Annotated in this window: 10 protein-coding genes, 4 tRNA genes and 3 rRNA genes; 1 reads left to right on the top strand and 16 read right to left on the bottom strand. The window is 46.5% G+C overall.

Translation table 11 applies throughout. The features are described from left to right. Positions 1–208: 208 nt before the first annotated feature. The 12 genes from tsaD to AC0OMU_RS10630 all read right to left on the bottom strand — a co-directional run bounded on the left by tsaD (position 209) and on the right by AC0OMU_RS10630 (position 9,396). Complete coding sequence (tsaD, locus tag AC0OMU_RS10685) at positions 209–1,249, bottom strand: tRNA (adenosine(37)-N6)-threonylcarbamoyltransferase complex transferase subunit TsaD (protein ID WP_003234076.1); 1,041 nt, start codon at positions 1,247–1,249, stop codon at positions 209–211. Beyond that, entirely contained in the window at positions 1,242–1,697 is a 456-nt protein-coding gene (gene rimI / locus AC0OMU_RS10680) for a ribosomal protein S18-alanine N-acetyltransferase (RefSeq protein WP_047182179.1), read from the bottom strand. The genes tsaD and rimI overlap by 8 nt, the downstream gene beginning before the upstream one ends. 9 nt (positions 1,698–1,706) lie before the next feature. Further along, positions 1,707–2,396: a tRNA (adenosine(37)-N6)-threonylcarbamoyltransferase complex dimerization subunit type 1 TsaB gene (tsaB, locus tag AC0OMU_RS10675; RefSeq protein WP_015382921.1), complete on the bottom strand. Its 690-nt coding sequence runs from the start codon at positions 2,394–2,396 to the stop codon at positions 1,707–1,709. Then, positions 2,377–2,853 (bottom strand): tRNA (adenosine(37)-N6)-threonylcarbamoyltransferase complex ATPase subunit type 1 TsaE, encoded by a 477-nt coding sequence (tsaE, locus tag AC0OMU_RS10670; RefSeq protein ID WP_015382920.1) that lies wholly within the window; start codon positions 2,851–2,853, stop codon positions 2,377–2,379. The genes tsaB and tsaE overlap by 20 nt, the downstream gene beginning before the upstream one ends. Before the next feature lie 14 nt (positions 2,854–2,867). After that, positions 2,868–3,845, bottom strand: coding sequence for a thiamine-phosphate kinase (thiL, locus tag AC0OMU_RS10665; RefSeq protein ID WP_047182178.1), 978 nt, complete (start codon positions 3,843–3,845; stop codon positions 2,868–2,870). A gap of 180 nt (positions 3,846–4,025) precedes the next feature. After that, positions 4,026–4,102: transfer RNA gene (locus tag AC0OMU_RS10660), tRNA-Asp, on the bottom strand. A gap of 60 nt (positions 4,103–4,162) precedes the next feature. Beyond that, positions 4,163–4,239, bottom strand: a tRNA-Met gene (locus tag AC0OMU_RS10655). Between the two features lie 14 nt (positions 4,240–4,253). After that, positions 4,254–4,369, bottom strand: a 5S ribosomal RNA gene (rrf, locus tag AC0OMU_RS10650). Between the two features lie 55 nt (positions 4,370–4,424). Continuing rightward, positions 4,425–7,352: ribosomal RNA gene (locus tag AC0OMU_RS10645) — 23S ribosomal RNA — on the bottom strand. A 170-nt stretch (positions 7,353–7,522) separates the two neighbouring features. Beyond that, positions 7,523–9,072: ribosomal RNA gene (locus tag AC0OMU_RS10640) — 16S ribosomal RNA — on the bottom strand. The 16S, 23S and 5S rRNA genes sit together here with 4 tRNA genes alongside, the layout of an rRNA operon. Before the next feature lie 160 nt (positions 9,073–9,232). After that, positions 9,233–9,306 (bottom strand) — tRNA-Gly (locus AC0OMU_RS10635). A gap of 13 nt (positions 9,307–9,319) precedes the next feature. Beyond that, positions 9,320–9,396: transfer RNA gene (locus AC0OMU_RS10630), tRNA-Arg, on the bottom strand. A 335-nt stretch (positions 9,397–9,731) separates the two neighbouring features. Here AC0OMU_RS10630 and AC0OMU_RS10625 point away from each other — a divergent pair. After that, the gene (locus tag AC0OMU_RS10625; RefSeq protein ID WP_474241168.1) at positions 9,732–10,586 is read left to right on the top strand and encodes a manganese catalase family protein; all 855 of its coding nucleotides are present in this window, start codon (positions 9,732–9,734) and stop codon (positions 10,584–10,586) included. Between the two features lie 60 nt (positions 10,587–10,646). Here the strand turns inward: AC0OMU_RS10625 and gmuG are convergent, their stop codons facing one another. Genes gmuG through gmuR form a run of 4 tightly spaced genes read right to left on the bottom strand, consistent with a single transcriptional unit; the run spans position 10,647 to position 14,339 of the window. Next, a complete protein-coding gene (gene gmuG, locus AC0OMU_RS10620) occupies positions 10,647–11,735 on the bottom strand; it encodes a mannan endo-1,4-beta-mannosidase (protein ID WP_277710135.1) in 1,089 nt (362 codons plus the stop codon). A gap of 18 nt (positions 11,736–11,753) precedes the next feature. Continuing rightward, positions 11,754–12,701 carry a mannose-6-phosphate isomerase, class I gene (gene manA / locus AC0OMU_RS10615; RefSeq protein ID WP_474241167.1) on the bottom strand — a complete coding sequence of 316 codons (948 nt, stop codon included), beginning with the start codon at positions 12,699–12,701 and terminating at the stop codon, positions 11,754–11,756. Next, the gene (locus tag AC0OMU_RS10610) at positions 12,698–13,597 is read right to left on the bottom strand and encodes an ROK family protein (RefSeq protein ID WP_047182175.1); all 900 of its coding nucleotides are present in this window, start codon (positions 13,595–13,597) and stop codon (positions 12,698–12,700) included. The genes manA and AC0OMU_RS10610 overlap by 4 nt, the downstream gene beginning before the upstream one ends. A 28-nt stretch (positions 13,598–13,625) precedes the next feature. After that, positions 13,626–14,339, bottom strand: coding sequence for a transcriptional regulator GmuR (gene gmuR / locus AC0OMU_RS10605; RefSeq protein ID WP_474241166.1), 714 nt, complete (start codon positions 14,337–14,339; stop codon positions 13,626–13,628). Positions 14,340–14,443: the final 104 nt, after the last annotated feature.

Below are 14,443 nucleotides of genomic sequence, written 5' to 3'. Positions count from 1 at the left end.
GAGGTGCTTTTTATCCACAGAACATACCCTAATAAGCAAAACAAAGTAAGCGCTTTATACACAATATCCACAAAATATTCTGAATTTATCCACTTTATTAACAGCGACTTCAGCCCTTTATCCATCTATATCTCTATAATTACTCACAGACATGTGGATAAATTGTGAATTATCTGTTAATAACAAACAGATAAAAAGTCTCACGCTATTATCTCGTGAGACTTTGATAAGAAGTCAATTCGAGGCCGGGCTGGCCATTCATATCATATGCACCGCGAATTCCCTTTTCAAAAGCAATTGTACCAGCAGCAGCAATCATCGCAGCATTATCCGTGCATAAAGCTAATGGAGGAATGACAAGCGTAATCCCTTCATGCTGGGCAAATTCCTTTTCTAATGCAGCTCTGAGGCCTCTGTTTGCAGCTACTCCTCCGGCTAAAAGGACCTGTTTGACATCATATTCCTTTGCCGCGCGCGCCGTTTTGGTTACCAAGACATCGATCACACTATTTTGGAAACTGGCAGACAAATCTTCCGGAGCAATCTCTTGCCCTTTTTGGGATGCATTATGAAGCGTATTGATCACCGCAGACTTCAATCCGCTAAAGCTGAAGTTGTAAGAGCCTTCTTCAAGCCATGCGCGAGGAAGCGGAATATTGTCATTCCCTTTTTCAGCTAGCTTGTCAATTTGCGGTCCACCCGGATATGGCAATCCCATCGTCCGCGCCACTTTGTCGTAAGCTTCTCCTGCCGCATCATCAAGGGTTTCCCCAATGACTTCAAATGATCCATGTTCCTTCATATAAACCAGTTCTGTATGGCCTCCTGAAACGACCAATGCCAGCGCCGGGAACACGATGTCTTCTACAAGACGGTTCGCGTATATATGACCGGCTATATGATGAACGCCTACTAACGGAATGTTATGTGCAAAGCTCAATGCTTTAGCGGCATTCACGCCGATAAGAAGCGCTCCCACCAGTCCCGGACCTTCTGTTACTGCAATCGCATCAATATCACTATACGTCATGCCAGCTTTGCGAAACGCCTCTTCTATAACCAAAGTGATTTGTTCAACATGATGTCTTGAAGCAATTTCCGGAACAACGCCTCCGAAGCGCTTATGGCTTTCAATTTGAGAGGCTACTACGTTTGAAATGATCTCTTTCCCGTTTTTCACAATAGCTGCAGCAGTCTCATCACAGCTTGTTTCAATTCCTAATACGTACATGTCTTTTTGCTCACTCATTTATCGTCACCCACATAATTAACGCATCTTCCCCGTTATCAGTATAATAGTTCTTTCTTATTCCGCCGGGCTGCAACCCGAATTTCTTATATAAACCTTGAGCAGGATGATTCGAAACTCTCACTTCAAGCGAAAGCCGCCTTGCGTCTTTTTCTTTGCACAGTTCAACAGCTGAGCGAAAAAGCGTTTCTCCTAAAGACTGGCCGCGATACTCTGGTTTTATCGCTATATTTGTAATCTGGGCATCATCCATCACAATCCAAATCCCGCAATACCCAACAACATGGCCGTCCTTTTCAATCACGAGATAATGAGCATACGGATTTTCCAGCAGCTCATGATAAAACGAATCCTTCGTCCAAGGAGACGTAAAGGAGGATGCTTCGATTTCGTATACGTGATCTATATCTTCAAGCCGCATATTTCTGACCGCTGCTTTTGTTTTCATCCTATCACCCTACTTTTGACTTTCAATCCATTTCGCTTCAGCTTCTGCCAGCCGCAAGTAATCCGGGACAAGCCCATGAACATCAGCTGCTTCCTTTTCCTTCCCGAGAAAAGCCAATTCTGAAGGACGCGGGTTATGCTGGGCAGCAGTTCCAATGAATCCTTTTGTTCCAAGCACATCCTCGATCATCTGCTTGTGAAGAGAAGTATCATGGCCTAAAAACAAAACAGGACGATTCTTTTCTTTTAGCCTCTCCAGCCAATCTGCCAGCATCACATTTTGATCTGGAACAACTTGCTCTAAAAGCCCATTTTTATATTGATACAGACCTGTGTACACCTGTCCTCGTCTAGCGTCAAAGATTGGGCTGATCAGACCGTCAAAATGCCGGCCATTTGCAGCAAGCGTCTCAAGACTTGATACAGCACTTATTGGAATGTCTAAAGACCAGGCAAGTGTTTTGGCCAACGTCACACCTATTCTTACTCCTGTGTATGAACCAGGGCCTTTTGCAACGACAATTTTAGAAAGGTCCTGCGGTGCCATATCACAATCATTCAGCAATGAATGAACAGCAGGCATTGCTCTTACAGAGTGGTTCTTTTTCAAATATGTAATGTATTCTGCTATAACGGTGTCTTCTCGAAGCAGCGCAATGCCCAATGTATAATTTGATGTATCAATTGCTAATATTGTCATGTCTACTTAACTCCTCACAAAGCATTTCATACCGATTCCCGACAGCAGTAAAGGTAATTTCCCGCTCATCATCACCAGCTCTTTTGATGACAATTTGCAGTCGCTCCTGCGGCAGCTGTTCTTCAATTAAATGAGCCCATTCAACGAGACAGACACCTTGTCCGTGAAAATATTCATCAAGTCCCAAATCTTCACTTTCATCTTCCATTCTATACACATCCATATGATAAAGAGGAAGTACGCCATCGTTATATTCTTTTATAATTGTAAAAGTCGGACTGTTTACAACACGTGTAATTCCCAGCCCTTCTGCAAAACCTTTCGTAAAAGTCGTTTTTCCTGCACCTAAATCGCCCTCTAATGTCAGGACGTCTCCCGGTTTAGCAAACGCTGCCGCAAGCTTGGCAATTGCTTTTGTTTCTTCTGGATTTACAGTTCTCCATTTTAATTGCTTCACACGAGTCACCCGTCTTATTTAAAATGATTATATCCCTTTTTCTCTAAGATCATTGATGTTTGATCTGTTTTTAGGATCACTTTAGATTTTGTTTTTTCCCTGACATGGCCAATCTTTGTAATGGGAAGTTGACGTGCTGCGCACTGCTGCTTCAACACTTCCCACTCCTCTTTTGAAACTGTCCCTGTCAGCTCAAAATCCTCACCGCCAAACAAAGCCCATTCTTTCCAGTTAGGATGAAGCTTAGGCAAATCAGAATGAATTGGAAGCATGCTTTCATCAATTTCAATTGAAACACAGCTGGCTTCTGCAATCTCGTTCAGTTCACTAGCCAATCCGTCACTAACATCATTTAAAGCTGCCCGTTTAAAACTCGAGCATAATCTGCCGACGCTTACTCTTGGCACAGGCCGTTTATGCCTGCGGATAAAGTAATCCGTTTCCACAGATGAGTTTTGAGGATTAGTCTCTTCCAGCAATAAAGAAAGTCCTGCTGCAGATGAACCGATTTCACCGGTTACAAACACAATATCATTCGGTTTTGCCAAGCTCCGCAAACAGGCCTGTCCCTTTTCAATTTCACCGATCACAGTGACTGTAACGACTAATTTGTCAGCGGTAGAAACTGTATCGCCGCCAATCAGATCCATATGATATAGTTTCGCCAGTTCATTCATTCCTTCATACATCGCCTTGATTTCAGATTCAGTCCATTTTGAAGGTACCGCAAGTGATACCAGATAAAACTTCGGAATGCCTCCCATCGCGGCAATATCACTTATATTAACGGCTAACGCCTTGTACCCGATATCTTCAGGTGAGGAATAGTGTAATTTGAAGTGCACGTCTTCTACCATAGTATCAACACAAACAATTTCCTGAACGCCGTGTTTCGCAGTGTAGAGCGCTGCATCATCACCTATTCCTACATCAACGGAAGAATGGTGAATGGTCCGCGGAGTAATGCTATGTATCAAATCAAATTCATCCATGAACCAAAATCTCCTTTCAACCCTGCTTATGCCTATATGTGCTCTTCCTAGTTTATCGAATTTTGCTGGAATATCCAAGATGTTCCCGATATAAAGAAAGCTTGGCTATGACACCAAGCAGAAGATACAGTAAAAGAAAACACAAAAAAAACGAAAACATGATCGTTTCGTTTACATTAATGGCGGTCCGGACGGGACTCGAACCCGCGACCTCCTGCGTGACAGGCAGGCATTCTAACCAACTGAACTACCGGACCATATTTGTATAAGATTATTTTAGTTGTACCCTTAGGGCACTCCTTATTTAATCATATATTTGGTTGCGGGGGCAGGATTTGAACCTGCGACCTTCGGGTTATGAGCCCGACGAGCTACCGAACTGCTCCACCCCGCGATGATAAAAGTAATGCTTGGCGGCGTCCTACTCTCACAGGGGGAAACCCCCGACTACCATCGGCGCTGAAGAGCTTAACTTCCGTGTTCGGTATGGGAACGGGTGTGACCTCTTCGCTATCGCCACCAAACAAATTGAGAGTGTTCTCTCAAAACTAGATAACAGGTGTGACATCATTCAAAAATATGGTTAAGTCCTCGATCGATTAGTATCTGTCAGCTCCATGTGTCGCCACACTTCCACCTCAGACCTATCAACCTGATCATCTTTCAGGGATCTTACTTCCTTGCGGAATGGGAAATCTCATCTTGAGGGGGGCTTCATGCTTAGATGCTTTCAGCACTTATCCCGTCCGCACATAGCTACCCAGCGATGCCCTTGGCAGAACAACTGGTACACCAGCGGTGCGTCCATCCCGGTCCTCTCGTACTAAGGACAGCTCCTCTCAAATTTCCTGCGCCCGCGACGGATAGGGACCGAACTGTCTCACGACGTTCTGAACCCAGCTCGCGTACCGCTTTAATGGGCGAACAGCCCAACCCTTGGGACCGACTACAGCCCCAGGATGCGATGAGCCGACATCGAGGTGCCAAACCTCCCCGTCGATGTGGACTCTTGGGGGAGATAAGCCTGTTATCCCCGGGGTAGCTTTTATCCGTTGAGCGATGGCCCTTCCATGCGGAACCACCGGATCACTAAGCCCGACTTTCGTCCCTGCTCGACTTGTAGGTCTCGCAGTCAAGCTCCCTTGTGCCTTTACACTCTGCGAATGATTTCCAACCATTCTGAGGGAACCTTTGGGCGCCTCCGTTACCTTTTAGGAGGCGACCGCCCCAGTCAAACTGCCCACCTGACACTGTCTCCCCGCCCGATAAGGGCGGCGGGTTAGAAGGTCAATACAGCCAGGGTAGTATCCCACCGATGCCTCCACCGAAGCTGGCGCTCCGGTTTCCAAGGCTCCTACCTATCCTGTACAAGCTGTACCAACATTCAATATCAGGCTGCAGTAAAGCTCCACGGGGTCTTTCCGTCCTGTCGCGGGTAACCTGCATCTTCACAGGTACTATAATTTCACCGAGTCTCTCGTTGAGACAGTGCCCAGATCGTTGCGCCTTTCGTGCGGGTCGGAACTTACCCGACAAGGAATTTCGCTACCTTAGGACCGTTATAGTTACGGCCGCCGTTTACTGGGGCTTCAATTCGCACCTTCGCTTACGCTAAGCGCTCCTCTTAACCTTCCAGCACCGGGCAGGCGTCAGCCCCTATACTTCGCCTTACGGCTTCGCAGAGACCTGTGTTTTTGCTAAACAGTCGCCTGGGCCTATTCACTGCGGCTCTCTCGGGCTTGCACCCTAACAGAGCACCCCTTCTCCCGAAGTTACGGGGTCATTTTGCCGAGTTCCTTAACGAGAGTTCTCTCGATCACCTTAGGATTCTCTCCTCGCCTACCTGTGTCGGTTTGCGGTACGGGCACCTCTCACCTCGCTAGAGGCTTTTCTTGGCAGTGTGGAATCAGGAACTTCGCTACTATATTTCGCTCGCCATCACAGCTCAGCCTTATGGGAAACGGATTTGCCTATTTCCCAGCCTAACTGCTTGGACGCGGATATCCAATACCGCGCTTACCCTATCCTCCTGCGTCCCCCCATTGCTCAAATGGTGAGGAGGTGGTACAGGAATATCAACCTGTTGTCCATCGCCTACGCCTTTCGGCCTCGGCTTAGGTCCCGACTAACCCTGAGCGGACGAGCCTTCCTCAGGAAACCTTAGGCATTCGGTGGAGGGGATTCTCACCCCTCTTTCGCTACTCATACCGGCATTCTCACTTCTAAGCGCTCCACCAGTCCTTCCGGTCTGGCTTCACAGCCCTTAGAACGCTCTCCTACCACTGTTCGAAGAACAGTCCGCAGCTTCGGTGATACGTTTAGCCCCGGTACATTTTCGGCGCAGAGTCACTCGACCAGTGAGCTATTACGCACTCTTTAAATGGTGGCTGCTTCTAAGCCAACATCCTGGTTGTCTAAGCAACTCCACATCCTTTTCCACTTAACGTATACTTTGGGACCTTAGCTGGCGGTCTGGGCTGTTTCCCTTTCGACTACGGATCTTATCACTCGCAGTCTGACTCCCAAGGATAAGTCATTGGCATTCGGAGTTTGACTGAATTCGGTAACCCGGTAGGGGCCCCTAGTCCAATCAGTGCTCTACCTCCAAGACTCTTACCTTGAGGCTAGCCCTAAAGCTATTTCGGAGAGAACCAGCTATCTCCAGGTTCGATTGGCATTTCACCCCTACCCACACCTCATCCCCGCACTTTTCAACGTGCGTGGGTTCGGGCCTCCATTCAGTGTTACCTGAACTTCACCCTGGACATGGGTAGATCACCTGGTTTCGGGTCTACGACCACGTACTCATGCGCCCTATTCAGACTCGCTTTCGCTGCGGCTCCGCATCTTCTGCTTAACCTTGCACGGGATCGTAACTCGCCGGTTCATTCTACAAAAGGCACGCCATCACCCGTTAACGGGCTCTGACTACTTGTAGGCACACGGTTTCAGGATCTCTTTCACTCCCCTTCCGGGGTGCTTTTCACCTTTCCCTCACGGTACTGGTTCACTATCGGTCACTAGGGAGTATTTAGCCTTGGGAGATGGTCCTCCCGGATTCCGACGGAATTTCACGTGTTCCGCCGTACTCAGGATCCACTCAGGAGAGAACGAAGTTTTGACTACAGGGCTGTTACCTCCTATGGCGGGCCTTTCCAGACCTCTTCATCTACCTCGTTCTTTTGTAACTCCGTACAGAGTGTCCTACAACCCCAAGAGGCAAGCCTCTTGGTTTGGGCTAATCCCGTTTCGCTCGCCGCTACTCAGGGAATCGCATTTGCTTTCTCTTCCTCCGGGTACTTAGATGTTTCAGTTCCCCGGGTCTGCCTTCTCATATCCTATGAATTCAGATATGGATACCACTCCATTACGAGTGGTGGGTTTCCCCATTCGGAAATCTCCGGATCAAAGCTTGCTTACAGCTCCCCGAAGCATATCGGTGTTCGTCCCGTCCTTCATCGGCTCCTAGTGCCAAGGCATCCACCGTGCGCCCTTTCTAACTTAACCGTTAAAAAGAATCACTATGTGATATCTTGTCTTACTAATTGAATGTGATGTCTACTGTTATCTAGTTTTCAAAGAACACGTTTCGAAGGAATGATCCTTCAAAACTAAACAAGACAGGGAACGTTCTGTTTATAAGACCCAAGGTCTTATATTCCGTATAATATCCTTAGAAAGGAGGTGATCCAGCCGCACCTTCCGATACGGCTACCTTGTTACGACTTCACCCCAATCATCTGTCCCACCTTCGGCGGCTGGCTCCTAAAAGGTTACCTCACCGACTTCGGGTGTTACAAACTCTCGTGGTGTGACGGGCGGTGTGTACAAGGCCCGGGAACGTATTCACCGCGGCATGCTGATCCGCGATTACTAGCGATTCCAGCTTCACGCAGTCGAGTTGCAGACTGCGATCCGAACTGAGAACAGATTTGTGGGATTGGCTTAACCTCGCGGTTTCGCTGCCCTTTGTTCTGTCCATTGTAGCACGTGTGTAGCCCAGGTCATAAGGGGCATGATGATTTGACGTCATCCCCACCTTCCTCCGGTTTGTCACCGGCAGTCACCTTAGAGTGCCCAACTGAATGCTGGCAACTAAGATCAAGGGTTGCGCTCGTTGCGGGACTTAACCCAACATCTCACGACACGAGCTGACGACAACCATGCACCACCTGTCACTCTGCCCCCGAAGGGGACGTCCTATCTCTAGGATTGTCAGAGGATGTCAAGACCTGGTAAGGTTCTTCGCGTTGCTTCGAATTAAACCACATGCTCCACCGCTTGTGCGGGCCCCCGTCAATTCCTTTGAGTTTCAGTCTTGCGACCGTACTCCCCAGGCGGAGTGCTTAATGCGTTAGCTGCAGCACTAAGGGGCGGAAACCCCCTAACACTTAGCACTCATCGTTTACGGCGTGGACTACCAGGGTATCTAATCCTGTTCGCTCCCCACGCTTTCGCTCCTCAGCGTCAGTTACAGACCAGAGAGTCGCCTTCGCCACTGGTGTTCCTCCACATCTCTACGCATTTCACCGCTACACGTGGAATTCCACTCTCCTCTTCTGCACTCAAGTTCCCCAGTTTCCAATGACCCTCCCCGGTTGAGCCGGGGGCTTTCACATCAGACTTAAAAAACCGCCTGCGAGCCCTTTACGCCCAATAATTCCGGACAACGCTTGCCACCTACGTATTACCGCGGCTGCTGGCACGTAGTTAGCCGTGGCTTTCTGGTTAGGTACCGTCAAGGTACCGCCCTATTCGAACGGTACTTGTTCTTCCCTAACAACAGAGCTTTACGATCCGAAAACCTTCATCACTCACGCGGCGTTGCTCCGTCAGACTTTCGTCCATTGCGGAAGATTCCCTACTGCTGCCTCCCGTAGGAGTCTGGGCCGTGTCTCAGTCCCAGTGTGGCCGATCACCCTCTCAGGTCGGCTACGCATCGTTGCCTTGGTGAGCCATTACCTCACCAACTAGCTAATGCGCCGCGGGTCCATCTGTAAGTGGTAGCCGAAGCCACCTTTTATGTTCGAACCATGCGGTTCAAACAACCATCCGGTATTAGCCCCGGTTTCCCGGAGTTATCCCAGTCTTACAGGCAGGTTACCCACGTGTTACTCACCCGTCCGCCGCTAACATCAGGGAGCAAGCTCCCATCTGTCCGCTCGACTTGCATGTATTAGGCACGCCGCCAGCGTTCGTCCTGAGCCAGGATCAAACTCTCCGATAAATGGACCACAGGTTAAGTTCACCGCATCCTGCGGCGACACCTGTGTGACCTGCGTCGTGCAGGCCCTAGTTTGACTGACTACGCACATCGCTGTGCGATTTATAAAAATGAATTAACAGGTACGTTTTGTCTTGTTTAGTTTTCAAAGATCATTCAATAATGGAGCGGGTGATGAGAATCGAACTCACGACATCAGCTTGGAAGGCTGAGGTTTTACCACTAAACTACACCCGCGTGGTATCTTATATGGCGCGCCCGAGAGGAGTCGAACCCCTAACCTTTTGATCCGTAGTCAAACGCTCTATCCAATTGAGCTACGGGCGCTTGTCAAGCGACTTAACTATCATACTATCATTTGATGTTGAAGTCAAGAAGTTTTTTTAAAAATGTTTTTCGAATCTTTTTCAATTCGACTTTTCTTATTATACACATTTTTAAAATCTTGTAAACACTTTAGAAAAACTTTTTTGTTTTCTGTTTTGTTTCACGCTGTTCATCAGCGACGTTTAATAATATACCATGCCTGTTTTATTTGGTCAACACTTTTCCTGTATTTTTTTATTTTCTTCTTTCACGCCTTCCCATGCTTATCATGTATATATTTTATCTCATCTTACAAATAATATAAGAAAATCTCTTAAGAAGAAATGAGGCGTGTTATGTATTACTACAAAGAGGAACTGATTAATATCATTAAACCGGACAAACCAGACCCGGCAGCTGCTAAGGTCCTGCAGGAGATATTAGGCGGTCATTACGGAGAAATGCGTACAATGATGCAGTTTTTTTTCCAAAGCTCTAATTTCAGAGGAAAGCAGAAACAGTATCGCGATCTGCTTCGCGGCATTTTTTTAGAGGAGATTGCCCACGTTGAACTGGTTCAAAACACAATCAATGCTTTATTAGATGAATCAGGCGGTGAAGGTGTCGGCAGTCAAGGTACAGATCAAGCGCCACTTGATGAAGCGGTTAAACATGCTAATCCTCATCATTATATTATTGGAGCGCAAAGTTCCCTTCCTGTTGATGCAGGGGGCAATCCGTGGAACGGGTCGTGGGTGTATAACCACGGAAACTTAATTACTGACCTGCTGGATAACCTGCTTCTTGAGTCGACAGGTGTGCTGCAAAAAACAAGAATTTATGAAATGAGCTCTAATCAGACGTTCCGCGAAACACTTGCTTTTCTGATTGTACGCGACAATGCTCACCAGAATGCATTCGCGAAAGCGCTCGAGACATTGGGCGTTGAATGGGCGAAGCTGCTCCCTGTGCCGAATTATGACATTAATAAATATCCTGAGTGCAGAAAGTATGTCGAATTAGGCTACCATAATGCACAGTTTAACTTTAGGTTGGATGAAACGAGAATCAGTGAAATCTATCAAGGGAAATCTCCAAGCCGAAATGGCGGAGAGTTACAAGTAATAAATCCTCCGGCAGGCTTTCCCGTACCAGTGCTTCCTGAAATACCAAATGAACACAGTCCTGGGTTAGGCGATATGAATGCTTAATCCAGTGGGAAGGTGCTCAAGAAACTTCTTGAGCACCTTCTTAATTGTGACATTACGGTTTCATTCAACGATTGGCGTTAAAGAATCACCATTCCATATTTCTCCCTTGTTGAGTGTCCAGCTGTCATGATATAAAGCTGAAGCACCCTTGTTTACTGCTGGGCTCCATTCATCATTCCATGCCAGAAAGTAAATGGTTTTAGGATATTTTTGTTTTATTGCATTGATGAACAGGCTGTAATCGAAGCTGCCGTTTGCTGTTTGCGGGCCGACTTCTGTAAAAGCAAATGGTTTATTAAGCGCTGTTAGCTGATCGTATCCATTGATCGAGTAGGCATCTTGAAAATACGCATCTAATCCGACAATATCCACGTAAGACGCGCCCGGGTAAAAATCAGTTTTAAAATCTCGGTTGGCGTCGGGAGAGTAAACCCAAATCAAATGATCAAGTCCTCTTGTGTCGGTCATATAATGATAGATTTTCTTGTAGAGCTGTTTATATAGAGAGATTCTTTCATTATCCTTTTGGTTATATGATGTAAGTCCCCACCAAAACCATTCGCCGTTCATTTCATGCAGCGGCCTGAACAGAACAGGCACACCTTGGTTCTCCAGCTCTTGAAGTCCGTCAGCAATTTTGCTGAGCATGGCATTTAGCCGCTTTCCTTCTGCTGTTGAAGAATCTAGTATTTTTTTATACTGATCATTTGTAATCGGTGTTTTAAAATGCCCTGACTGAAAAGCAGGGTTCGCCAGGTGCAAACTGATTTGCGGAATTCCGCCATTTTTCCAATACGAAATTAAATCACCGTTGCAGCTTACATCTATTGAATCTTCAATTTTAGCTGTTTCAAGCCACCCTCTGGCATAATCGCAGCCGTAAATAGCAGGCGATTGCCCGGTGGCGCTTCGGATTCTATCAGCCTCAGCCATAGAAAATGTGTCATGACTGTAACCTCCGAACGCTCCGGAAAGGACTCTGTTTTCCGTTCGGTTCGGCAGGTGTGCAAGCCAGTTCATCACTGCTTTTGTTGTCTGCTGGGCATTAGGATTCACAGGCGACACAGTATGCGCTTCAATTGGTTTTGCTAAAACAGCAGACGCAAGTAAAAATAAAATGAGCAAAGAGATCGTATGTTTCTTAAACAAATGCAACTCCCCCATTCATTAAGGATGAGATATCATGAATTCACATGTTCCTTCTATTGAAAACTCGCCAAAATGCGCAGGCAAGACAAAGTGTGAGCCTGCATTGCATTCATACTGAATACCATTATTTATGATTCGTCCTGATCCGCTCAGAACACTCCCCAGCAAATAGGTTTGATGTGAAGGAAAAGCAGCTCGGCCGCTAATCTTCCATTTGTACACTGAGAAATAATCTGATTGCACATAAACAATGATCTCAGCGTTACCAACTTCTTTTACTTCCGGTGTATGCACTTTATCGATATGCGGTATCGTTATAACTTCCATGGCTTTTTCTATATGAAGTGTTCTTTTTTGGCCCTGGTCATTACAGCGGTCATAATCGTATACGCGATACGTTGTATCAGAGTTTTGCTGGATTTCAAGGACAAGGGTTCCCTCACATAAAGCATGGAGTGTACCGCTTGGCACATAAAAGAAATCTCCGGGCTTGATTTTGATTCGCCTCAGCAGACCGTTCCAATCACCGCTTTCTATTCGTTGTTTGAACTCTTCCTTTGTGCTTGCATGATGTCCCAAAATTAGTTCGGCGTCATCTTTGCAATCAATGATATACCAGCACTCCGTTTTACCAAGGTCGCCATTTTCGTGCAGTTTTGCATAATCATCATCAGGATGGACTTGCACGGAGAGATCCATATTGGCGTCCAGCAGCTTTACCAGCAGCGGAAACACCTTCCTATCTGGAAAACCGAAAATCTCTGGATGATCTTGCCATACTTGATCTAGTGTCTTTCCTGCCAGCGGGCCATTTTTTACAGCCGACGGGCCATGGGCATGTGCAGAAACGGCCCAGCACTCACCTGTTTTTTGTGAGGGTATTGCGTAGCCAAAAGCGTCACGAAGCTTCGTCCCTCCCCATATTCTTTCTTTAAAGACAGGCTCTAAAAATAAAGGATGTTTCATGATCGCACCTCCCCGGATGCTGCCTCTGCTTGTAAGGCCTGATGCGCCAAAACTAGCGTGCCGATGATTCCGGCGTTACTGCCTAAACGTGGAGGTACAATATAATCACTTATATCATCTGACAATTCAGAAAAATCTAAGTAGCTGTTCATGATTTTCGGTACATATTGATAGATATAAGAAAACACTTGTTTCTGTTGCATGACGCCGCCGCCAAGAATGATTTTTTTAGGTGCAAGGATCAAAATATACTGAACCAGCGCTTGGGCAATATAGTACCCTTCCAGTTCCCAGACTTGGGCTATATCTGATAAATCCGCGGCTTTTTTTCCCCAGCGCGCTTCAATGGCGGGACCGGAAGCCAAGCCTTCAAAGCAATCTTCATGATAAGGGCACTTCCCTTGGTATACGTCATCCGGGTGCCTCCGGATATAAATATGGCCCATCTCTGGGTGTGACAGGCCCTGAAGGAGCCTCCCCTCTACAATTGCCCCCGCTCCGATGCCAGTGCCAATCGTTATATACAGGCAGCTGTCAAGACCCTTCGCTTCACCGAAAAGGAATTCACCCAGCGCTGCAGCGTTGACATCCGTACTAAATCCGACTGGGATTTTCATTTCGTTCTTAACGGTTTGCAAAAAGGGGTAGTGTCTCCAGCCCGCTTTCGGCGTGGCCATAATGGTACCGTATGTTTGACTGGTTTTATCGTTATCAACGGGACCAAAGGAGCCAATGCCGATGGCCTGTAATGAAAATTGCCGAAAATATTGAATTACTTTCTCTATCGTTTCTTCCGGCATCTTTGTGGGGAATTCTATTCGGTCAATGATTGTTCCATCTTCTTTACCGACAGCACAAACAATCTTTGTGCCGCCTGCTTCAATACCGCCAAGCATGCAGGTGGCCTCCTTGTTGTCTCCGCAATCAGCGCCGTATGTTTACAGAAGTCACAACAAACTTGTCATGCCGATGACGTGAAAAGGAATATTCAAATGGAATGCCATTATCTAAGAAGCCCACATGTTCAACTTCAAGAATTGGATCATCCTGTTTACAGCCTAGATGCTGCTGGTCAATATGATCAGATTTGCAGGCTCTGATTTTCCGATGTGAGCCGGCAATTTTGAGTTGCAGCTCGTTTGTAATATGATTGTAGATCGAATCATGAAGGACATCGTCATTAATGCCCGGTATTAAATGAGTCGGCATATATGTTTTTTCTAATACATAGGGTTCACCTTCTACAATTCGCAGCCGAACGACATAATAAACCGGTGTTTTCTGATCAATAGACAAATGGGCGGCAACTTCCTCAGTGGGAAATTGCACTTCAAACTGAATGACCTTGCTTTTGATTTTTTTATCTTTCAGCAAGTTGGTCAATCCGAGAATCTCATTGCTGACTACATGGACATGGTCATCCTGTATTGCAGATTGAATAATAAACGTGCCATGGCCTCGTTTTCTAAACAGCAGACCCTCGGCAACTAAATTATCCAAGGCTCTCTTCATCGTCATGCGGCTTGAGTTAAATTCTTTTGCAAGAGATACTTCATCAGGAATGGGCTGATCGATCGGATATACGTTATTTTTAATTCTATTTCTCATTTCATTTGCAATAATTTCGTATTTATTCATTGGCATCCTCCGGCAGCTGTTAGAGTCTGATATCACATAAGCTTTTACGGATATCATAAGTTCTTTTCCCTATTTCATCAATGTTGCGGATTTTCGTCATCTCT

The sequence above is a fragment of the Bacillus sp. FAU18 genome (genome assembly GCF_056033885.1).
The sequence above is the reverse complement of the archived record's forward strand: the minus strand, read 5'-3'. Positions and strand labels throughout refer to the sequence as shown.

Excerpts from the sequence above, each read along its gene's own strand:
- AC0OMU_RS10610 (WP_047182175.1), bottom strand. The coding sequence starts at position 13,597 with ATGCTTGGCGGTATTGAAGCAGGCGGCACAAAGATTGTTTGTGCTGTC.
- rimI (WP_047182179.1), bottom strand. The coding sequence starts at position 1,697 with ATGAAAACAAAAGCAGCGGTCAGAAATATGCGGCTTGAAGATATAGAT.
- gmuR (WP_474241166.1), bottom strand. The coding sequence starts at position 14,339 with ATGAATAAATACGAAATTATTGCAAATGAAATGAGAAATAGAATTAAA.
- thiL (WP_047182178.1), bottom strand. The coding sequence starts at position 3,845 with ATGGATGAATTTGATTTGATACATAGCATTACTCCGCGGACCATTCAC.
- AC0OMU_RS10625 (WP_474241168.1), top strand. The coding sequence starts at position 9,732 with ATGTATTACTACAAAGAGGAACTGATTAATATCATTAAACCGGACAAA.
- manA (WP_474241167.1), bottom strand. The coding sequence starts at position 12,701 with ATGAAACATCCTTTATTTTTAGAGCCTGTCTTTAAAGAAAGAATATGG.
- tsaB (WP_015382921.1), bottom strand. The coding sequence starts at position 2,396 with ATGACAATATTAGCAATTGATACATCAAATTATACATTGGGCATTGCG.
- tsaD (WP_003234076.1), bottom strand. The coding sequence starts at position 1,249 with ATGAGTGAGCAAAAAGACATGTACGTATTAGGAATTGAAACAAGCTGT.